General features: G+C 74.7%; 15 protein-coding genes and 3 tRNA genes. 7 read left to right on the top strand and 11 right to left on the bottom strand.

What is annotated here, in order from left to right; translation table 11 throughout:
- Nucleotides 1–81: 81 nt before the first annotated feature.
- Nucleotides 82–1,536 carry a xylulokinase gene (locus ACZ3IG_RS02680; RefSeq protein ID WP_467428291.1) on the bottom strand — a complete coding sequence of 485 codons (1,455 nt, stop codon included), beginning with the start codon at nucleotides 1,534–1,536 and terminating at the stop codon, nucleotides 82–84.
- Nucleotides 1,537–1,586: 50 nt separating this feature from the next.
- Nucleotides 1,587–1,901, bottom strand: coding sequence for a YtxH domain-containing protein (locus ACZ3IG_RS02685; RefSeq protein WP_467428292.1), 315 nt, complete (start codon nucleotides 1,899–1,901; stop codon nucleotides 1,587–1,589).
- A gap of 139 nt (nucleotides 1,902–2,040) precedes the next feature.
- Between ACZ3IG_RS02685 and ACZ3IG_RS02690 the strand changes: the two genes are divergently transcribed.
- The 3 genes from ACZ3IG_RS02690 to ACZ3IG_RS02700 all read left to right on the top strand — a co-directional run bounded on the left by ACZ3IG_RS02690 (nucleotide 2,041) and on the right by ACZ3IG_RS02700 (nucleotide 2,466).
- Nucleotides 2,041–2,113 (top strand) — tRNA-Asn (locus ACZ3IG_RS02690).
- 6 nt (nucleotides 2,114–2,119) lie between these two features.
- Nucleotides 2,120–2,192: transfer RNA gene (locus ACZ3IG_RS02695), tRNA-Asn, on the top strand.
- A 200-nt stretch (nucleotides 2,193–2,392) separates the two neighbouring features.
- Nucleotides 2,393–2,466: transfer RNA gene (locus ACZ3IG_RS02700), tRNA-Ile, on the top strand.
- A gap of 90 nt (nucleotides 2,467–2,556) precedes the next feature.
- On the opposite strand, the gene ACZ3IG_RS02705 is transcribed toward ACZ3IG_RS02700, so the two are convergent.
- Genes ACZ3IG_RS02705 through ACZ3IG_RS02715 form a run of 3 tightly spaced genes read right to left on the bottom strand, consistent with a single transcriptional unit; the run spans nucleotide 2,557 to nucleotide 6,197 of the window.
- A complete protein-coding gene (locus ACZ3IG_RS02705; RefSeq protein WP_467428294.1) occupies nucleotides 2,557–3,177 on the bottom strand; it encodes a DUF742 domain-containing protein in 621 nt (206 codons plus the stop codon).
- A gap of 15 nt (nucleotides 3,178–3,192) precedes the next feature.
- Nucleotides 3,193–3,627 (bottom strand): roadblock/LC7 domain-containing protein, encoded by a 435-nt coding sequence (locus ACZ3IG_RS02710; RefSeq protein WP_467428296.1) that lies wholly within the window; start codon nucleotides 3,625–3,627, stop codon nucleotides 3,193–3,195.
- Nucleotides 3,624–6,197: a sensor histidine kinase gene (locus ACZ3IG_RS02715; protein ID WP_467428298.1), complete on the bottom strand. Its 2,574-nt coding sequence runs from the start codon at nucleotides 6,195–6,197 to the stop codon at nucleotides 3,624–3,626. The genes ACZ3IG_RS02710 and ACZ3IG_RS02715 overlap by 4 nt, the downstream gene beginning before the upstream one ends.
- Nucleotides 6,198–6,750: 553 nt before the next feature.
- Between ACZ3IG_RS02715 and ACZ3IG_RS02720 the strand changes: the two genes are divergently transcribed.
- Both ACZ3IG_RS02720 and ACZ3IG_RS02725 read left to right on the top strand, forming a co-directional pair.
- Complete coding sequence (locus ACZ3IG_RS02720) at nucleotides 6,751–7,143, top strand: DUF485 domain-containing protein (RefSeq protein WP_467428299.1); 393 nt, start codon at nucleotides 6,751–6,753, stop codon at nucleotides 7,141–7,143.
- Nucleotides 7,140–8,735 (top strand): solute symporter family protein, encoded by a 1,596-nt coding sequence (locus ACZ3IG_RS02725; protein WP_467428300.1) that lies wholly within the window; start codon nucleotides 7,140–7,142, stop codon nucleotides 8,733–8,735. The genes ACZ3IG_RS02720 and ACZ3IG_RS02725 overlap by 4 nt, the downstream gene beginning before the upstream one ends.
- Nucleotides 8,736–8,790: 55 nt before the next feature.
- Here the strand turns inward: ACZ3IG_RS02725 and ACZ3IG_RS02730 are convergent, their stop codons facing one another.
- From ACZ3IG_RS02730 to ACZ3IG_RS02740, 3 genes are all read right to left on the bottom strand, one after another.
- Nucleotides 8,791–10,137, bottom strand: coding sequence for a diacylglycerol/lipid kinase family protein (locus ACZ3IG_RS02730; RefSeq protein WP_467428301.1), 1,347 nt, complete (start codon nucleotides 10,135–10,137; stop codon nucleotides 8,791–8,793).
- Between the two features lie 296 nt (nucleotides 10,138–10,433).
- Nucleotides 10,434–10,589, bottom strand: coding sequence for a hypothetical protein (locus ACZ3IG_RS02735; protein WP_403541353.1), 156 nt, complete (start codon nucleotides 10,587–10,589; stop codon nucleotides 10,434–10,436).
- Nucleotides 10,590–10,687: 98 nt separating this feature from the next.
- Nucleotides 10,688–11,362, bottom strand: a complete 675-nt coding sequence (locus ACZ3IG_RS02740; protein WP_467428305.1) for an ANTAR domain-containing response regulator — start codon at nucleotides 11,360–11,362, stop codon at nucleotides 10,688–10,690.
- Nucleotides 11,363–11,551: 189 nt separating this feature from the next.
- On the opposite strand from ACZ3IG_RS02740, the gene ACZ3IG_RS02745 reads away from it, so the two are divergent.
- Together ACZ3IG_RS02745 and ACZ3IG_RS02750 are read left to right on the top strand one after the other, a co-directional pair.
- Entirely contained in the window at nucleotides 11,552–11,845 is a 294-nt protein-coding gene (locus tag ACZ3IG_RS02745) for an STAS domain-containing protein (protein ID WP_467429164.1), read from the top strand.
- The gene (locus ACZ3IG_RS02750) at nucleotides 11,842–12,807 is read left to right on the top strand and encodes an anti-sigma factor RsbA family regulatory protein (protein WP_467428306.1); all 966 of its coding nucleotides are present in this window, start codon (nucleotides 11,842–11,844) and stop codon (nucleotides 12,805–12,807) included. The genes ACZ3IG_RS02745 and ACZ3IG_RS02750 overlap by 4 nt, the downstream gene beginning before the upstream one ends.
- Before the next feature lie 16 nt (nucleotides 12,808–12,823).
- On the opposite strand, the gene ACZ3IG_RS02755 is transcribed toward ACZ3IG_RS02750, so the two are convergent.
- The 3 genes from ACZ3IG_RS02755 to ACZ3IG_RS02765 all read right to left on the bottom strand — a co-directional run bounded on the left by ACZ3IG_RS02755 (nucleotide 12,824) and on the right by ACZ3IG_RS02765 (nucleotide 20,263).
- The gene (locus tag ACZ3IG_RS02755) at nucleotides 12,824–13,861 is read right to left on the bottom strand and encodes a rod shape-determining protein (RefSeq protein ID WP_467428308.1); all 1,038 of its coding nucleotides are present in this window, start codon (nucleotides 13,859–13,861) and stop codon (nucleotides 12,824–12,826) included.
- 215 nt (nucleotides 13,862–14,076) lie between these two features.
- A complete protein-coding gene (locus ACZ3IG_RS02760) occupies nucleotides 14,077–19,242 on the bottom strand; it encodes an SAV_2336 N-terminal domain-related protein (protein WP_467428310.1) in 5,166 nt (1,721 codons plus the stop codon).
- Nucleotides 19,232–20,263, bottom strand: a complete 1,032-nt coding sequence (locus ACZ3IG_RS02765; protein WP_467428312.1) for an AAA family ATPase — start codon at nucleotides 20,261–20,263, stop codon at nucleotides 19,232–19,234. Before ACZ3IG_RS02765 ends, ACZ3IG_RS02760 begins: the two co-directional genes overlap by 11 nt.
- Nucleotides 20,264–20,285 lie beyond the last annotated feature (22 nt).

The raw sequence follows: 20,285 nt of genomic DNA on the forward strand, positions 1-20,285 counted from the left end.
GTTGCCCTTGGCCCCTATCGTCGGACACTCCACCCGCGTTACCTCAACCGATTAACCCAACAGGCCCCCTCGGGCGACGGCTCAGACGCGGAACGCGCCGGGGTGCGTCTGCTCCCGTACGGACACGTACTGCTGTCGCACCGCCTGACCCACCGCCAGCTCCTCGCCGGGCTCCAGCACCTGCGCCACCGCCCCCTGCCAGGCCGGGGGAGTGCGCGGGTCCAGCGTGCCCTGCGACACACCCAGCGCCCAGGCCGCCTGCCGCGCCGCCCCGATCGCCGCGTAGTCCGCGGGCTGCGGCACGACGACCTGTACGCCGAACAGCGCGGGCGCCGCCGCCTGCACGGCCGGCAGCTCGGCGGCCGGCCCCAGCAGGAAGATCCGCCGCACGTCGGCCCCCCGGCCGCGCAGCACGTCCAGCGCGTCGGCGAGCCCGCACAGCATCCCCTCGAACGCGGCCCGCGCCAGGTGCTCCGGCCGCATCGACTCCCGCCTGAGCCCCGCCAGCGTCCCCGCCGTGTGCGGCAGGTGCGGCGTCCGCTCACCCTCCAGGTAGGGCAGCAGCACCAGCCCGTGCGCCCCCGGCGTCGACTTCGTCGCCAGCTCGGACAGGCTCTCCAGATCCGGCAGCCCGAGCAGCTCGGCGGCCCCGCGCAGGGTCCGTACGGCGTTCAGGGTGGTGACGACCGGCAGGTGCATGCCGGTCGCGTCGGCCAGCGCGGTGATCATCCCGGACTGGTCGACGAGCGGCTCGGCGTGCACCGCCATCACGGACCCCGACGCGCCCAGCGAGACGACGGCGTCCCCCAGCCCGATCCCGAGCCCGAGGGCCGCCGCCTGCGTCTCGCCGGTCCCGGCGGAGATCAGCAGCCCCTCCGGCGTCGTACCGGCCGCGTCGGCCGGACCGATCACCTCGGGCAGCATCGCGTGGTGCCCGAGCGCCAGCTCGACGAGATCCGGCCGGTACCCCCCGCTCGCCGCCGACCAGTAACCCGTCCCGGACGCCCCGCCCCGGTCCGTAGTCCTCCGGACCGGCCGCCCGAGAAGCTGCCACACCAGCCAGTCGTGGGCCTGGAGCAGTACGGCGGTCCGCGCGGCGTTCTCCGGCTCGCTGCGGGCCAGCCAGCGCAGCTTGGTCACCGGCTGCGCGGCCTGCGGCACACACCCCACGGCCTGCGCCCAGGCCTCCCGCCCGCCGAGCGCGTCCACCAGGTCCGCCCCGGCGACCTGCGCCCGCTTGTCGCCGCCGACCATGGCGGGCCGCACGGTGTTCCCCTGCGCGTCCAGCGGCACGACGGCATTGGCCTGCGCCGACACGCCGATCGCCTGCACGCCCTCCAACAACCCCCCGCCGGCCGCCTCGCCCAGGGACAGCAGCCACGCCTGCGGGTCGACGTCGGAAGGACGGCCCCCACCCTCGGGACCGTCCACCGGATGCGGCGCGTACCCCTGCCTGAGTACGGCCCCCGTGTCCGAGTCACAGACGACGATACGAGTGAAATCGGGCGAACTGTCCAACCCGGCGACTATCCCCATGACCGAAATTCTGCCGTACCGCACGGGGTGGGCGTGCCGGGTGGGGGCCCTCAGGTGTTGCTGGTGCCCCAGTCGTCACCGGCCGAGCCGTTCGCGCTCCGCTCCCGCAGGGACTTCACCCGCTGGGCCACCGAGTCCGGCATCCGGTCCCCGACCTTGTCGCTGACCACGTGGTACGCCTTGTCCGCGAACTGGCGGCCCTGCAGCGCGGCCGACTCCGCGGTGTTGCGCACCGCCGGGTTCTGGGAGACCTGCCGAGCGGCCTTCCTCAACTGCTCGTAACGCTCCCGTCCGGCCTTCGTGCCCAGTACGTACCCCACGGCGAGTCCGACGACGAACGTGAGCCGGTAACGCATGACGGCCATCCTTCCTTTGCCTTCTGTCTGCGATGCCGGGGAGGACCGATTGGCGGAGCACCCCCCTGCTTGCGCTAATGTATGTGTCGCAGCGAACGCGCGCCCCCTGGCGGATACCCAGGGAGCGACGTTCGATGCGACGAGGCGATCCTCGGTAGCTCAATTGGCAGAGCAGCCGGCTGTTAACCGGCAGGTTACTGGTTCGAGTCCAGTCCGGGGAGCTTCGATCTTCCGTAGCTCAATTGGCAGAGCAGCCGGCTGTTAACCGGCAGGTTACTGGTTCGAGTCCAGTCGGGAGAGCATGGTGAACGAGGACCCTTCGGGGTCCTTTTTCATGTCCGCCCAAGGTCTCCGGCCGGGTCCGGGAACCGCGCGGGCCGCCCCGGAGTCCTCAAGGTCAGGAAGCCGCAGCGGGGAAGCCGACCACCCGGAGCAGGAGATCGTATGAGCGGCTATGCTGCGGCAGACGGCGCGCACACGTGTACGCGACACGCCGCTATGGGGCGGTAGCTCAGCCGGTTAGAGCAGCGGACTCATAATCCGCCGGCCGTGGGTTCGAGTCCCACCCGCCCCACCGAGCGTCCCCAGGCAGAATCGTTCTGACCTGGGGAGTCGTGTTTTCCGGGGCTGGTGGCCCAGGCTGCCCGCCCGGTCGGGGCGGTCGTCAGAGCTGGCGCAGTCCGATCAGCACCCGTTCCATCAGCGCGTGGGTCGGGGCGTCGCCGAAGTCGGTAGCCGTCTCGTGGACGACGATCAGCCCGCGGTCCGCCAGGTCGCCGAGGAGGACCTTGGCCACCCCCAGCGGTACCGCGACGAGCGCCGCCACCTCGGCGACCGACCGCGGTTCCCGGCACAGGTCGAGCACCGCGTGGTCCCACTGGGTGGCGGCGCCGGGGGCGCCGGCCGGATCGGTGGTGGTGACCAGGGTCTCGACCTCGAAGTGGTGGTGCGACCTGGTCCGGCCGCCCGTCCACGCGTAGGCGCGGACGAACGAGGCCGGTGCCCCGGGCTCCCCGTCCCCGGTGGCCCCGGTGTCCCCGGCGTCCCAGGCGGACGGCTGGTGGTGCGCCTGGGACGCCGGACCGTACGGCTCGGGGGCGGGCGGCGGCGGGGCTTCGCCGCTTCCGTCGCGCGCTCTGTCCGGCGGTGCGTCGCGTCGGCCGGAGGTCTTCCGCCTGCGCCGTCCGGTGCCGAGACTGAACGCGTTGAGCACGTCGGCGAAGGTCTGTTCGTCCTCCGCTTCCCGATCTCTTCCAGGGCCGGACGGGCCTCCACCGGTGCTCATCTTCTCCTCGTCCGGCTATCGGGCAGCAGTCTGCTGGAACTGCTGCAGCTCGGTGCGGAGTTCCGGGGTCAGCAGCTCGCCGACCTGGTCGACGAGCATGGCCATCTCGTAGGCTATCTGGCCGATCTCGCAGTCCGGAGCCGCCAGAGCGACCAGGCACGAGCCGTCCCGGATGGACATCATCAGCATGTTGCCGTGCTCCATCTGGATCACTGTGCGCAGCGCGTTCCCGGTGTCCAGGCAGTGGGCGGCGGCCTGGATCAGGCTGATGGCGCCCGCCGCGATGGTGGAGAGCTGCTCGGCGCGTTCGGCCGCCAGTTGGTCCGACGCGGTGAGCAGCAGTCCGTCGGCCGAGATCACGACGGCGTGCGCCACATTGGGGACGCGCTCCGTGAAGTTGGTGACCAGCCATCCGAACTGGCTCACCTCCGAGGAGTGGGGTGATGTCATGGGTTCTTCCTGCCCGTCGCCGATGGATTGTGCGTCTGGTCGGGCCGCGCCCGACGGATGCCCGACTGGTAGCTGCTGAGGAAGCTGTGGGCGCGGCCGGCGTTCCGGCTCGCGGCCGTCCCGCCCCCGGTGGCGGGCCGCTCGGTCCGGGCCGGAGCGGGCGGCGTACGCGGTACCCGCCTGGGCAGCCCGGCCTGGGTGCGGTCGGCCGGCCGGTCGGGTTCCCGCGTACCTCCTCCGGCCGGGCGCCGGACGGCGAGCGCGGGCTTCTCCGCCGCGGCGCGCGGCGCCGGCGCGTCCGTGCTGTCGCCGGTGTCGCGGGCCGCCGCCGTTGCGGGGAGGGCGAACCAGGGCGGGCCGGCGGCCTTGTGCGGCGCGTCCCTGTCGGGCGGGACGGGCCGTGGTGTGAAGGCAGTGGTCGTGGTGGTGGCTGGGGTGGTGGTGGCGGTGGCGAACGGGGGGCGTGGCGGGCGCGTCGCCGGGGTCGCGCCGTCCGGACGGCCGCCGCGCGTCCGTGTCGGCAGCGTCGGCGGCGTGGCAGCGGGGCGGTCGGTCCCGGTGCCGGGCCGGGCCGGGCGGGCCGGTGTCTGTGCCGTGACCAGCCTGGCCGGTACCAGGACACGGGCCCGCAGTCCCCTGACTCCCGGCCGCGGGCTCAGGCTGACGGCGATGCCGTGCCGGCCGGCCAGGCGGCCGACCACGGACAGTCCCAGTTGCCGGGACGCGGGGGCGTCCGTGGCGGCGTCCGTCGCCACGCGCCGGTTGGCCCCGGCCAGGTCGCTCTCGCTCATCCCGATCCCGTCGTCCAGGATCTCGATCAGCAGCGAACCGTCGCGCTGCCGGGCGCCGCCGACGAGCACCTGGGTGTGCGGCGGGGAGAACGCGGTGGCGTTGTCGAGCAGTTCGGCGACGAGCCGCCCCAGGTCACCGGCCGCGTACCCGACCACCTCGACGGATGGTCCTGGCTGCACGAGTACGCGCTGGTACTGCTCGATCTCGGAGACGGCACTCCTCAGCACGGCGTCCAGCGCCGCACCCCGGGAGGAGCGCACCAGAGCGCTGCCGCACAGGACCATCATGTTCTCGTTGTTGCGCCGCATCCGCGTCGCCAGGTGATCGAGCGCGAAGAGGCTGGCCAGCTGCTCCGGGTCCTCCTCGTGCCGTTCCAGCTGTTCCATCATCAGCAGCAGCCGGTCCACCAGGCTCTGGCTGCGCCGGGAGAGGTTGACCAGGGAGTTCCTGAGGTCGCCGCGGAGTGCGGCCTGCTCCGCCGCCAGGCGTACGGCCTGGGAGTGCACCGTGTCGAAGGCCCTGGCGAGCTGCCCGAACTCCTCCGTGGTGTGGACCGGTACGACGTCGACCACGGCGTCCGCCGCCCGCCCCTCGCGCATGCTCTCGACCGCGGCGGGCAACCGGTGTTCCGCCACGTCGAGCGCGGTCGAGCGCAGGACGGCCAGCGACCGCAGCAGATGCCTGCCGATGCCCAGACCGACGGCCAGGGCGAGCAGGAGTACGGCGAAGAGGACGACGGACGCGACGCCCGCGCTGTCGCTCGTGCGGTCGTGCAGCTCGGCCGACGAGGCGCGCAGCCTGTCGAGGAAGCCGTCCGACACCTTGTCGACGAGCGCGCCGGTGGCCTCCGAGTCGCTGTTCCAGCGGTCGACCGGGACGGTCAGCCACGTGGTGGCGTTCGGCCGCGCGCCCGACGCGAGGGACCCGGCCAGTGCGTCGCTCACCGCGTGCGCGCGCCGGCTGACGGCGGCGCCGGTGACCGTCCGCCGGTATGCGTTCAGCTCCGCGGGGGTGGCCAGGGCCCGGAAGTCACCGAGCTTGTCCCGCAGGCGTACGTCGGCCTCCCGCAGCGCCTCGACGAGTTCCGGGGTCATCGGACGGTCGCGGCCGGGGGCCTGCAGCAGAATCGCGTGCTGCACGTGGATCTGCTCCTCGACGGCCTCCAGGTCGTACAACGCCGTCGCGGACCTGGTGAGTTCCGGGGTGGTGAACTTGCCGGCGAGCGCCTGGTCCAGATCGAGCACTCCCGCGATGATCGCGCCGTAGTCGCCGAGCGCGGCCCAGGCACCGATGTCGCCGGACGCCACCCGCGAGCGCAGGGCGGGCAGGCGGTCCAGGAGACCGACGGCGTCCCGGTAGCGGTGGGCCGCGACGCCCGTGAGGGGGGCTCCCCGCTTCCCGCTGCCGGTGACGGCGGTCCGGGCGCTGTCGACGCTGTGCTGCTGCCGGGACAGACCGGCGTGGGCGCCGGCGGAGTGGTCGCCGGCGGCGTCGCCGGTGCTCAGCCGCTGGACGGACATCGTGCGTTCCATCTGCAGGGTGTCCAGCAGGGTCCGCAGCTCACCGCGCAGGGCGGCCAGGCGTTGCATGTCCGCGTAGGAGTTGGCGCGGGCGACGTCGTCATGGATCCGCACGACACCCAGGCAGACGGCGAACACAGCGGGTACGAGCAGCACCGCCGCCAGCTTCACCAGCAGCCGCCAGTTCCGCCACTGCACGAGGGCGGCCCACCGTGACGGCCGTACCGGACGTGTGGCCGCGTGCCTGGCCGCGGTCACGACATGGGCTCCGTACTCGGCACGGCCGGCTCGCAGGTATCGGTCACGATGCTGTTTTCTCCCGGCTTTTCACCTGAGCACGACGGGGACGCCCGGCAGCACGAGGCGGTGCCGGTGGGACGGCGCGACTTCTTGCGGTCATGCCACGGTGTGCGAACCCGGGCGTGGGCGTATGTCCCGGGTACGCCCATGGAAATGCATTGTCCCGTCTCCCCGTTCTCGGATGCGAAACGATCCCCGCACGCCGTGTGCCGACCTGTCACGTGCTGAACTCCGCGCGAGTTTAGGGCAGTCGGGCGGGCGCTAACAATGCGGCTCCCCCTCTCCGGTGCCGACGGGCCGAGCCGTCACGCACATGTTCTCCACATTCGGGGGGCGGGTCGATGGCGTCGTGCGGGTTCGGTGAATGCTGGGCAAAATTAAGATCAAGCCGCCTTCAGTTCGCAACCGCTGGCGGCTTTGAATGGTCGTGGGCTACGGTTCGGCTCCTTCCACCTCGCTCGCCGCAGGGGCGCCCGTGCGCCGTCCTGCCCGCATCCACGGAAAGAGGAACGTGACCAGACCGGCAGGGGCGCCCGCCTTCGACGTGTCCGAGCGGCCCGCCGGACGGGATGCCGGCGCTTCCCGTCAGGACGGCGAGCCCGGCTACCTCGCGATCCAGCAGAGCGAGGAGTTCATCCGGCTGCGCAGACGGCTTCGGCTGTTCGTCTTCCCCATGAGCGCCCTTTTCCTCTGCTGGTACATGACGTTCGCCCTGCTTTCCGCGTACGCCCACGATTTCATGAGCCGCAAGGTCTCGGGCGCGATCAACATGGGCACCGTCATCGGTCTGATGCAGTTCGTGTCCACGATCCTGATCGTCCTGGCGTACCGGCGTTTCGCCCGGAAGAAAATCGATCCGGAAGTGGACAGGATTCACGAACTGGCGGGAGTGGACAAGGAATGAGACGGCAGCTCGCCGCGGCGGCCACCGGCAGCCCCCTGCTCAATCTGAGCGTGTTCCTGGTATTCGTCGTCATCACTCTGTTCGTCGTCTACAAGGTCACCACCAGAAACCAGACGGCGTCCGACTACTACGCCGCGGGCAGCGCCTTCACCGGTGCGCAGAACGGTATCGCGATGTCCGGCGACTTCCTCTCCGCGGCGTCCTTCCTGGGCATCTCCGGGGCGATCGCCGTCCATGGTTACGACGGGTTCCTCTACTCCGTGGGGTGGCTCGTCGCCTGGCTGGTCGCCCTCCTGCTCATCGGTGAGGGACTGCGCAACACCGGACGGTTCACCGTGGGCGACGTCATGGCCTTCCGCATGCGGCAGCGGCCGGTGCGGGCCGCCGCGGCCAACGCCAGCCTGGTGATCACGTTCTTCTACATGCTCGCCCAGATGGCCGGCGCCGGTGGGCTGATCGCCCTGCTGCTGGACGTGCACACCCGGGGCGGGCGGGCGCTGCTCATCAGCGGCGCGGGGATCGTCATGCTCCTCTACGTGCTGGTGGGCGGAATGAAGGGCACGACCTGGGTGCAGATCATCAAGGCCGGCATGCTCCTGGTGTGCGTGACCTTCATCGCCGTCTTCCTCATCGGCAAGTTCGGATTCAGCTTCTCCGCGCTGCTGCAACAGGCCACGGAGAACAGCCCGTTGGGCGAGCGACTGCTCGAACCGGGCAGCCTGTACGGCCAGAACGGGACGAGCAGGATCGAATTCGTCTCACTGGCCCTCGCCCTGGTTCTCGGCATCTCCAGCCTGCCGCACGTGCTGATGCGCTTCTACACCGTGCCGAACGCCAAGGAGGCGCGCAGGTCGGTGGTGTGGTGCACCTGGTCGATGTTCACGTTCTATCTGGGAATCCTGGTCGTCGGTTACGGCGCCACCGCCCTGGTCGGCGCGGAGGCGATCGTCCACGCCCCGGGCGGGGAGAACTCCGCGGCGCCGCTGCTCGCCTTCCACATCGGCGGGGTCGTGCTCCTGGGAATCGTCTCGGCGGTGGCCTTCGCGACGATCCTGGCGGTCGTGGCCGGTCTGACGCTGGCCGCCTCGGCCTCGTTCGCCCATGACGTCTACGCCAACGTGATACGGCGCGGCAAGGCCGATCCCCGGTCCGAGATACGGGTGGCCCGGCTGACCGCGGCCGTGGTCGGGCTCCTGGCCATCGTCGGCGGCATCGTGGCCGACGGCCAGAACGTCGCCTTCCTCGTGTCGCTGGCCCTGGCCCTCGCGGCCTCCGCCAACCTGCCGACGATGCTGTACACGCTGTACTGGAAGCGCTTCAACACCTCGGGGACGCTGTGGAGCATCTACGGCGGTCTCGTCTCCTGCCTCGTGCTCATCGTCTTCTCACCGGCCGTCTCGGGCACCCCCACGTCGATCTTCGAGAGCGTCGACTTCCACTGGTTCCCGCTCACCAACCCCGGCATCGTGTCGATTCCGCTGTCGTTCGTGTGCGGATATCTCGGCACCGTCCTCAGCCGGCGCCCCGCCGATCCGGACAGGCAGGCGGAGATGGAGGTCCGGGCGCTGACCGGGATCGGCGCCCGGCTGTAGCCGGTCGCGGCCGAAGCGGCGGGCACGGCCTCCGCCGGGCCGCGCGCCGCGGTGGTCAGCGGCGGCCGAGGGCGAGGGCCGTGATGCGGCGCCAGTCCAGGGGCGGGGGCGGCGGCTCGGCGCCCGGCCGGTCGCGGGGGACCAGGACGCGCAGGGCGCGGGGGCGGACGGTGCACACCACCGGGGTGGGCAGGGTCAGGGCCTCGCCGTCGACGGCCACCGGGATGCTCCCGGCGGTGCCAGTGCCGGTCGCGGTGACCTCGACCCGGCGGGAGGCGAGGACGGTCAGCGCCGGGGAGAGCGTGCCGCGTACGGCGAGGTCGGCCGCCTGGGCGGCACCGTCCACGCGGATGCCCAGCACGCCGAGTTCGCCCCGGTCCAGCCGGGGCCTGCGCCCCACGTCGAGGGGGTCGGCCGTGGCGTAGGGGTTGTTGCTGACCAGCAGGGCCTGCTGACCGTCGACCGGGCGGTCGTCGGCGCGGGCGTCGAGGCGTTCACCGGAGCCGCCCGCCAGCAGGTCGGGCAGCGCGTCCAGGGCCGTACCGGCCTTGGCGTCGCGGTACTCGGGGCGCCGCACGATCTCCGCGTACACCCCGAACGACACCGTGTTGACGAACGCCCGGCCCGCCACGTCGCCCAGGTCGACCCGGAACTCCACGCCGTCGGTGAGGGCGTCCAGACAGCGGGACGGGTCGTCGCGGTCCAGGCCGAGGTCCATGGCGAAGTGGTTGCGGGTGCCGGCGGATATCACCAGGAACGGCAGGTCGTGCTCGGCGGCGACCGCGGCGACCAGCGCCTGGGTGCCGTCCCCGCCGGCGACGCCGAGCAGGTCGGCGCCCTCGGCGACGGCCTTCCGGGCGAGTTCCGCGACGTCCGTGCGGGTGCCCGGGGTGAGCAGGACGACCCGGGCGCCGAGGGCCTCGGCGCGCTCGACGAGGCCGAACCGCTCGACCTTTCCGCCGCCCGAGGCCGGGTTCATGATGAGGACCGCCCGGCGGTGCGGGGGGTGCGGCCGGGCCGCCGCCGGCGCCGGGTCCGGCCGGCGCTCCGCGCGCAGGGCGGCGCGGGCGCAGGTCAGGGCGAGGGCCCACAGCAGGACGGCGGCCAGTGCCGTGAACCACATGCCGCCGCTCAGGAAGAGAACGAGCACGGCCACCGGAGCCGCCACGGCCAGCACTGCGCCGAGTACCCGCAGCGCTCCCCGGTGGGCCAGGAACCACCAGGCGCCGACCGCGCACACCGCCAGCCCGGCCAGTGCGCCCAGGATGACCAGGGAACCGCCGTCGCCGAGCGACAGCAGGACGACGAGGACGGCCGCGGCGGCCGCGAGCAGCGCGCGACGGGCCGACGTCCGGGCCCGGTCCCGGTTCCGGTCTCCGTCCGACGGAACGACCTTGCTCACCTGCGCGCTCCCCACCCACCGCACCGAGGCTCCGGGCGGCGGCCGGGAGCCGCAGGGCAGCCTACGGCCTCCGGGCGGGCGCGGACGACACCGCCGGCCGCGGGGCCCGGTGCCGTCCTGCGGTGTCCGGCGTTGCTCCGCCGCACCTTCCGGCCGGGGCGTCGCGGGTGCCCGTGCGCCCGTGCGTCCGTGCGTCCGTACCCCCGTGCGCTGACCGGCGTGGCCGTGCGCGCCGGCGGGCGTCACGGCCGGGGTGCCGTGGCGGCCCGCTGTCGGTTCCGGGGGGCGGCCGGGGGTCAGAGGCGGGGGCCGGGCTTCTCGTCCTCGCGGTCGTCGTCGCGTTCGCCCTCCGCCTGGGACGGGGTCGGGTGCGGCGGTGACTGGCGCTCGGGCGTGCCCGGCTCGTCGTCACGCTCGCCCTCGGCCTGCGAAGGTGTCGGTTGGTCGATCATGGTGCCTCCTGCTGCCGGGGCCCGGCCGTCGGTCCGGCGGGCCGGTCGCCGAGTACCCCGCCCGGCGCCGGCACCACCCGCCCCGGTGCCGGTTCCCCTCACCGTCCGTGCCGGGCCACCGCGGTCCGCAGGGCCGTGCGGATCTCCGGTGGCGGGGGCGGGCCGTCGTTGCCCGCGCTGGCGGTGACCGCCTCGGCGACCGTGCGGAGCTTGGTGTTGGAGAGCTGGGACGCCTCCCGCAGGATGTCCCACGCCGCCTCGGACGTACAGGAGTGGACGGCCATCAGCACGCCCCGCGCCTGGTCTATCACCGGACGGGAGACGATCGCCTGGCGCAGCTGCTCCACCTCCTCCTGGAGGTCGTGCAGCCGCTCCGAGCGTTCCAGCGCCACCGGCGAGGAGGAGGACGAGAGGGCCGGCCGTGGTTCCGAGGTGCGCAAGGGGTCGTCGGTGTCCAGGCCGGCCAGCTCCAGGGTCCGGCGGGGCTGGCCGCGCCAGTGCCCCGTGGTCACCGTCAGCGGCCCGCGGTGGCCGTGGCCGTTGAGGAGGTCCAGGAACTGGAGCCCCGCCGTGTCCATGAACATCACGTGCCGCATGTCCACATCGACCCGGCAGGTCCCGGGCGGCAGCCCGGCGAGCGCCTCGGCCAGGAGTTCCGTACACCCCTGGACCAGCTCGCCCCGGGGGACGAGCAGCGCCCGCTCCTCCTCCACCCGGCACTCGATGACCAGGCCGGCCGGCCTGTCCGTCAGACGTGGTGCCGCTGAGGTCATGTCACCGCCTTCTCGGTCCTCATCGGTGTCGCAAGTGCGCCTGCCCGTCGATCGCGTGAGTACACCCGCCTGCGGGGTTGGACCGGCGGGAGCTGGGTAGGGGCGCATGGTCCGGGAGTAGGGGAGAACACAGTGGGCACTCAGGGCGAGGCGTCGTCCGGGTCCGTGCGAGCGGCGCCGGGGCTGACGGTGTCCCCGTTGCCCGGGCGCGACGGCGTGCGGGCGGCGGGGGAGATCGTGCTGACGACGCGCGAGACATGGCAGCGGGCGCTGGAACAGGCGGTGCGTGAGGGTGGCGACGTGCATGTGGAGATGTCGGGCGTGACGTTCGTCGACGTGGACGGGGCGCACACTCTCGCGGACGCCGCCCGCCGGCTCCCGGAGGGCCGGCGGCTCGTGCTGCACCGGCCGCCTGCCACACTGCGACGGGTGCTGGAGATGTTCTGGCCCGACCAGCCGGCGATCGAGGTGTCGATGTCATGAGTACCGTGACCGAACCGGCCGCCGGCATGCCGGGACCCGGCGACAGCGACTTCGTCCACCCCGCGCTCTTCTACCGGGGCGACGACGAGTACCTGGCCGGTACCGTCCCCTTCGTCCGCGAGGGCCTGGCCGGCGGTGAGCCCGTCGCCGTGGCGGTCCCCGGCGAGCGGCTCGCACTGATCCGTGACGCGCTCGGCTCCGACGCCGCCGCGGTACGGCTGCTGGACATGCGGGAGGCCGGACGCAACCCCGGCCGGATCATCCCCGGCGTGCTGCGCGCCTTCGCCGACGCCCAGCCGCCCGGCCGCCGGGTGCGGATCATCGGCGAGCCGATCTGGGCCGGCCGCAGCCCCGCCGAGTACCCCGCCTGCGCCCAGCACGAGGCGCTGATCAACGACGCCTTCCGGGGCCGCGCGGTGACCATCCTGTGCCCGTACGACGCCGTGGGCCTGGACGCGCACGTCCTCGCCGACGCCCACGCCACCCACCCCGTGGTCATCCCGGCCGGGTCCCGCGCCGAGTCGGCCAGCGCCGCCTACGACCCCTCCGGCGTCGTCGCCCGCTACAACGAGCCGCTGCCGCCGGCGCCGGACGTGCCGGTCGTCTCCTTCACGGCCGACACGCTCCCGGACGCCCGGCACACGGCCACCGCCGAGGCCGCGCGGCTCGGCCTCACCGGGGTCAAGCTCGACGACCTGGCACTGGTCACGGCCGAGCTGACCACCAACAGCGTGGTGCACGGCGGCGGCGCCGGCACGCTGCGGGTGTGGGCCGAGGACGGGTACGTGGTGTGCGAGGTGCGGGACAAGGGGCGGCTCGCCGACCCGCTCGCCGGGCGCCGGCCCGCCGCCCGCGACCAGCGCGGCGGCCGCGGCCTGCTGCTGGTCAACCTCGTGTCGGACCTGGTCCGGGTGCACACCGGCCCGGACGGTACGGAGGTGCGCTGCTGGTTCGCCGGGTGACCGGCGGGCCGTGACGTCAGTCGGCGGTCGCGTGCAGGTCCAGCGGCTCGACCTGGCCCTCCAGCATGGTGCCCAGCCCCTGTACGGCGCAGATGTCCGGCCGTTCGGCGATGTGCACCGGCATGCCCGTCGCCTGGCGCAGCATCTGGTCGAAACCGGGCAGCAGGGCGCTGCCGCCGACCATCATGATCCCGCGGTCCGCGAGGTCGGCGACCAGGTCCGGCGGACAGTCCCGCAGCACCTTGCCGAGCCCGTCCAGGACGGCCGTCAGCGGCGTCTGGATGGCGTTGCGCACGGCGGCGGTGTCCACCCGCACGCTGCGGGCGAGGCCGGTCGCCACGTCCCGGCCGTGGATCTCGGTGGAGGCGGGGCCCTGCGCGGTGAGCCCGTTGCCGCACAGGGCGACCTGGAGCGGCCGTACGGACTGGCTGGGCAGCACCAGTTCGTGGTGGTGGCGCAGGTGCTGGACGATCGCGTGGTCGACGGCCTCGCCGCCGACCGGGATGCGCGCGGCGGTCACGATCGAGCCGAGGGAGAGCACCGCGAGCTGCGTGGCGTGCGCCCCGCACACCATGATCATCGTGGCTTCGGGCTGCTCCACGGGCAGGCCGCAGCCGACCGCCGCGGCGATGAGCGTGTCGACCAGCTCCACCCGGCGGGCGCCGAGTCCGACGAGCGTCTCGACGGCGGCCCGCTGGGCCAGCGGATCGGCGCCGTGCGGGGTGCAGACCGCCGCCCGCAGCCGGGGCTTGCGGCGCAGCGAGCGGCGCACCTTGTCGCCGAGCAGGTGCCGCAGCATCCGCTGGGCCATCTCGATGTCGACGATCGTGCCGCCGGAGACGGGCCGTACGACCCGGATGTAGTCGGGGGTGCGGCCGGTCATCTTCTCCGCCAGCTCGCCGACCGCGATCAGCGCGCCGGTACGGGTGTTGACGGCGGCGGCGGACGGCTGGTCGACGACGAGCCCGGCGCCCTTGACGTACACGCGGGTCCGCGCCGCCCCGAGGTCGACGGCGAAGTGGCAGCGGCGCAGCTGCTCCAGAGTGGCGGTCATGGCAGATCCTCCCGAGAGCGCAGACCGTGGGGCCGGCGGGGGGCCGGCCTCCCTGGCATCGTGCGGGCGGACCCGGACCGGCGCCTGTCCGAGGGGGCCGGGCGGGGGGCCGCTGAACGGGCGGTCGTGGCGTCGGCGCCGCCGGGGCGGCGGGCGGCGGCGGGTGCGGCGGCGGGTTCCGGGAGGCCGTGCCGGTGCCGTCGGGTGGCGTCCCGTCAGCGCTGTTCCGCCGCCGTGAGCAGCGCGCGCAGGTCCGGTACGAGGGGGACGCCGGGGTCGGCGGCGCGCAGCTCGTGCCGGACGCGCTCGGAGCGCCAGTAGCCGATGAACGGCAGCCCCGCGGTACGGGCCGCCGTCTGCTCGGCCACCGAGGAACCCACCAGCACGCACTCGCCGGGCGCGGCGCCGACCGTCTCCAGGGCCCGGTGCAGCACGTCCGGGTCCGGCATGAGCCGGGTGAGGTCCGCCTCCCGGCCGTGCACCCCGCCGGTCACCCCGTCCAGCAGCTCCCGGCGCCGCAGATACGCGGTGACCGGCGCCGCCGCCCGGTCGGTCACCACGGCGACCGGCACCTCCCGCACGTGCAGCGCCCGGATCAGCCGGCCCACGAGCGGGGTGGCCCGCGCCGTGCGCGCCGCCCGCTCCTCGTGCCGGGCCAGCCGCTGCCGTACGTCGGCGTCGACGCGGTGCCCGGCCAGCGCCCGGACGAAGTCCAGGGTCCCGGCGTACCCCTGCGCCCGCGGGCCGTCCCCGGGCAGCGGCGGCACCCCGGACAGCGCCTCCTCGGGATCGCGGTCGTCGACGACCAGCCGCGCGATGTCCAGCAGCACCTCGCGCTCCGCGCCCGGCCGGTACAGCCGCGCCACCACGTCGTCGAAGCCGAGCAGCACACAGCGGGCGCCGGTGATCAGCGGCTCCGGCGCGGGCTGGGCGCGGTGGCCGCCGCCGGCCGCCACGGGCCGCGGAACGGCCCAGTCGACGGCGTAACCGGGGACGGCGGACCGCGCCAGGGCGGCGGCGAGACCGTCGCCCGCGGCGCGGCGGGCGCGGCGCAGGGCGTCGGCGAGCAGCACCGCCGGACCGGGCCCGGCCGCGGCCCGCACCGGGTCCTCGACGCGCCAGGCCGCCGCCACCCCGGACGCCGCGTCGACGACGAGGTGACGGGTCCGCAGGTCGACCTCGCAGTACCGCCAGCCGGCCCGTTCGGCGGCGGACGCCGCGCGGACCCGTTCGGCGTCCGGCCCCAGCGGCGTGCCGTCGGGCGGCAGCACCACCACGGCCTCGGACGCGTCGCGCGGCGGCGGCACCCAGCCGTCGGCGGGCATCGGGAACGGCCCCCGCACCGGGTGCCCGGCGGGGTGCGTCCGGGCGGTGCCCGGCACCAGGTGGCACCAGCCCGTCTCGTCGTCCAGCCGCCGGAACGCCTGCGGCGGGAAGAAGAAGTCCTCGTCGGCCACCTCGTCGTAGTACAGCGCGTCGGACACGGCGACGACCGCCTGCGCCCCGGAGTCGTCCAGGGCCGCGGCCACGGCCTCGGGGCCGGCCCGGAAGACCTGCTCCTCACCGCCGTCCGGCCGGAACTCCACCTGCCAGAACTCCGCCCGCAGCCGCAGTCCGCCCAGCCGCGCCAGCCGCCCGGGCAGCCGGTCGACGGTCGCCCGCAGCAGTTCCACGGCCGGCACCCGCGGCTCCAGCCGGACGAGGACGCCCTCGGGGCCCGCGGGCGGCAGCCGGTAGGCGTCGCCGTCCAGCCCGCTGTCCGTCAGCAGGTCGGCGACCAGCGCGGTGAGCGCCGCGTGCGCCTCCGCGCCGCGGGGGCCGTCGGCCAGCGTGTAGCGGACGCAGGCGTGGTGGTCGGTCTCGTACTCCTCCAGGAAGTCCAGGGAGTTGAGGGAGTCCAGAGAGCCCAGAGAGCCCAGAGAGTCCAGAGAGTCCAGGGGGGACCGCTGTGGCGGCTCGGGGCCGGATTCTCGGGAGCCGAGCCAGTCCTCCAGTTCCTCCGGTCCGTCCCCGTCCTCCGGTCCGTCCCCGTCCTCCTGGCCGTCCTGGCCGTCCTCGCCGTCCTCGCCGTCCTCGCCGTCCTCGTCCTCCCGTCCCTCCGGGTCGAACGGCGGGTAGCCGACCGGCGTCCGCGGCGCGTCCCCGGTCGGCGGGAAGGCTCCGGCCGCCTCGTCCGGCAGGTCCTCAGGTTCCGACAGCAGCGGCGACCAGCGGTCGTCCTCCGTCGGGAACGGGCCCTCCGGCAGTTCGTCCGGCGCGGCCATGTCCGGGGACCCGTCCGTCGCGTCCCCCTGGTAGGCCTCGGGGCCGTCCACCGGTACGGCGTGGTCCTGGCGCAGTTCCCGGCCGAGGGCCAGCAGCTCCGGGTTGCCGCCGCCGGACAGCTCGTACTCCTCGTACGCGTCCAGCGCCTCGTCGAGGCGGCCCAGGCGGCGCAGCGCGATCAGGTGGAGGCGGAGGAAGGTCTCGTGGAGCGGGTGCGTGCGCAGCAGGCCGGCCAGGTTGCGGGCCGCCCGTTCGGCCTCGCCCAGCGCCAGGTCCAGTCCGGCGAGCCGGGCGTGCAGGGCGAGGCGGAGCTGCTGGAGGCGGCCCCGGGCGGTGCGGGCGGCGGGGCCGGGCAGGCCGGGGAGCGGGTCCCCGGAGCGCCAGAGCGCCAGCGCCTCGGCGACCAGCTCGCGCGCCTCGGTGTCGGCGCCCGCCGTCTGCGCCCGGTCGGCCGCCCGGACCAGTTCCTCGCAGTGCACCACGTCCACGAAGTCGGCGCTGGTGTGCAGCGCGTACCCGTGCGAGGGGGTGGCGAGCACGCCGGGGCCGAGCGCCTCCGTCAGCCGGTCCACCGCCCGGCGCACCCGGGACCGCCAGTCGGGCGGTTCGTCGGCGGGGTCCCACAGGCCGTACCGCAGCTCCTCGTGGGTGACCGTACGGCCGTGTTTGAGCAGCAGTACGGCGAGCAGCGCGCCCGCGTCCGGCGGCAGCTCGGGGGAGCCCTGGGGTCCGTCCACGCGCAGCGGGCCCAGGGCGTAGTAGAACCGCTGGTCGTACGCCTCCCGCGCCAGCCGGGGCAGCTCCGGGTCGGTGAGCAGGTCCCGGCCCTGGACCTGCGCCCCGAGCGACGGCGACATCAGCAGGTCCAGGGCGTGCGCGAACGGGCCGCGCAGGGCGGGCGGCAGCAGGACGAGCCGCCGGGAGTCGACGGGCACGGTCAGCCGCGAGGTGCCCGACGTCAGCAGCAGCACCACCTCGCACAGCGCGCGCAGGTCCGCCGACCGGCCGCCCGGACGCCCGCCCCGGCCCGGCGCGAAGAGGCTGAGCCGCACCGTGCCGTCCGGCAGCAGCACCAGCCGGGACAGCTCCGGCGCGCCGTGCACGGTGCCCGCCTCGTGGACGGCGGTGAGCGCCCGGGCCAGCTGCGCGGCGACGCCCACGGTCAGCGGCGCGGGCAGCCGGTTGCCGTAGGGGCGGGTCAGGGTGTTCAGGGCGATGCCGTCGAGGTGTTCCATGACGACGTAGGGCGTGTCGTCGTCGTCCACGCCGGCGTCGAGGACGGCGACCACGTTCGGGTGCCGGATCTCCCGCAGCAGCCGGGCGTCGCGCAGGAACGCCTCGCGCCGGGCCCGGTCGGTGACGGGGTCGTGCCGCCTGACCGTCACCGTCCGGCCGGTCGCGGTGTCCTCGGCCAGCCACACCCGGCCGGTGGGGTTGAGGCGCCGGACCAGCCGGTAGCGGTCGGCCGGGCGGCCGGGGGACGACCGCGGCGGGCGGACGCCGCCGGTGTCGCCGACGCCGCTCAGCCACCGGGCGCCGCGCTCGCTGATCTCGGCGATCGCCTCGCCGCGCGGGCCGGTCTCGGTGCCGTCCGCGGCCGGGGTCAGGGCGGGGATCTCGCCGGGGAACCGGCCCGCCCGCTCCTCGATCAGGTCGCCGGTGCGCAGCAGCAGGTCGCGGGTGCGGGCGCGGGCGGTGCGCGGCAGCCCGCGCAGCAGCAGGTCGCGGACGCCGGGCCGCCAGGCGTACGAACCGGGCGGCCCCGGCAGGGCGGAGAGCAGGCCGCTGAGGATCACCTCGGCCAGGTGCGCGGGCCGCGGCTCCGGTTCCACGGCGGCCTGCACCAGCCGCATCACCGGCAGGTCCGGGCGTCCCAGCGCGAGGTGTCCGGCCAGCCGGTACGCCTCCGGGGACGCGGTCGCCCGGAACCTGAGCACCAGGTCCTCGGCGGGCAGCCGGGCCACGTCGGTGCGGTCGTCGGCGTCGGCGGGCAGCGGACGCAGCAGCGCCGCCGCCGCGCCGGGGTGCCCCGCGCCGCCCGGACCGGCCACCAGCGCCGCCCAGTTGGCCAGCCACTCGGGGCCGGGTTCGAGGACCGGCACGGGCACGGCGCCCTCGGGCGGGGCGTCCTCGGCGGTGTCGTACGGGGTGAAGGCCAGCGCGGCGCTGGGCGCGGCCCGGTAGGGGGCGGACAGCCGGCCGGCGACCGGCGGCAGCGCCGTGTCCCGCCACAGGTGTTCGGGCAGCGGCTGGACGACGGCCAGCGGCATCCGGCGCGCCCAGCGGCGCAGCGCGGCGAACCAGCGGGTGCCGGCCGGCCCGGCCCGCCACTGCGGGCCCATGCAGTCGCTGATCAGGAGGGTGACGCTCCGGCCGTCGGTGACGGCGTGCACGCCGTCACCGGCCACCGTGCCGTCGGGCAGCGCCCGGTGCAGGGTGACCGTGCGGAAGACGCCCGACTGGGCGAGGGCGGTGTGCAGTTCGCGGACCAGGGGACGCCAGACCGGCATCGTCGGCCCGTCGTCGTACACCAGGTCGAGCCTGAGCCAGCGCTCCTGGGCGGGGCGCATGACCGGCAGCCACCAGCGGGGGTCGGCGCCGAGCCGGGCGATGCGGTCGGCGGTCGCCGCCTCGTCGACCTCCCGGACGGCGGGCGCGTCGGTACGGCGCCGCAGCGGGCGCAGGGAACGCTGGAGGGCCAGCGGGTGCGGCAGCATCGGCGGCGCCGGGGCCAGCACGGCGGCGTGCGGCTGGAACCGCGGCGTGCCCGTCCCCGGCGCCGACCCCGTCGCCGGGGTCCGGGACGGCAGGTGCAGCGGGGCGCGCGGCGGGGCCGGGGGGCTGGGCGGGGACGGTGGTCGCCGCTCCAGCGGGCGGGTGTCCGTCCCAGGTGCGCGCGGCGTGGGCGGGGCGGCCGGCGCGGGGATGTCCGGGGGCCGTGCGTGCGGGGGTGCCGGGGACGGGACGGTGCGGTCCGGGCCGGGCGCCATGTGCCCGGCCAGCCACAGCACTTCCGCCAGTTCCAGCGGGGTCGGGCGCGTGCCGGAGGCCGCCCGGCCGAGAACGTCGGCCAGGCGGGCCACGGGCTCCGGAACGCCGGAGGGGTCAGAAGGCATGCGGCTGCGGGGACTGCCCCAGGTACGGCATCAGCTGCTCGGCCAGTTCGTCGAGGGAGCCGGCGGCCAGACCGGAGGCACGGGCCAGGTAGATGGCGTTGAGGAGCTGGTCGGTGGCGAGGTCGCCGCTGCCCACCCGGGACAGGAACCGGTCGATGAGCTGCCGGGCGTAGGCGTCCGGCTCGCCCAGGTGCGCCCGGACGATCTCGGCGAGGTGCCGGTCGTCGGGCTGGCGCAGCCGCAGGGTGACACAGCGGCGCAGGAAGGCGGGCGGGAACTCGCGCTCGCCGTTGCTGGTCAGCACCACGAACGGGAAGGCGTGGCAGCGCACCCGGCCGTGCCGCACCGGGACCCGCCGGTCGGTGCCGTCGGCCATCACCTCGGTCCGCCCGTCCGGGACGTCCCGGGCGGCGCGCACCAGTTCGGGGATCTCGTACTGGCCCTCCTCCAGCACGTTCAGCAGGTCGTTGGGCAGGTCCAGGTCGCTCTTGTCGATCTCGTCGATGAGCAGGGCCCGGGGCCGGGCGTACGGGAGCAGGGCGGTGCCCAGCGGGCCGAGCCGCAGGTGGTTCTCGACGCCGGCGCCGGAGGCCGCCCCGGAACCGGCGTCCTCCTTCGCCGCCTGCCGGGCCGCGTAGAGCCGGGAGAGCGGGTCGTACTGGTAGAGCCCGTCGTGCAGGGTGCTGCGGCTGGTGATGTTCCACCGCAGGACCGGGCCGAGGCGCAGTTCGCGGGCGACCGCGTACGCCAGCGACGACTTGCCGGTGCCGGGCGGTCCGGTGACCAGCAGCGGACGGCGCAGGTACAGGGCCGCGTTGACCAGTTGCACCGTCTCCTCGGTGGCCTGGTAGGTGCGGGCGCGGTGGGTGCGGTCGGGCGAGGTGGCGGCGGCGTCGTCGTGCTCGTCGGGCGGATCGAGCACGGGGTGTCCGTCGAAGGCCCGCCACGGCGGCGGCGGGGGCAGCCGGGTGATGCCGTCGTGCGGTTGCGTCGCTCCGGTGTAGACGGGCCACAGGGCCATGGGGTTTCTCTTTCGGGTTCGG

The sequence above is a fragment of the Streptomyces sp. NPDC016677 genome (assembly GCF_055562815.1).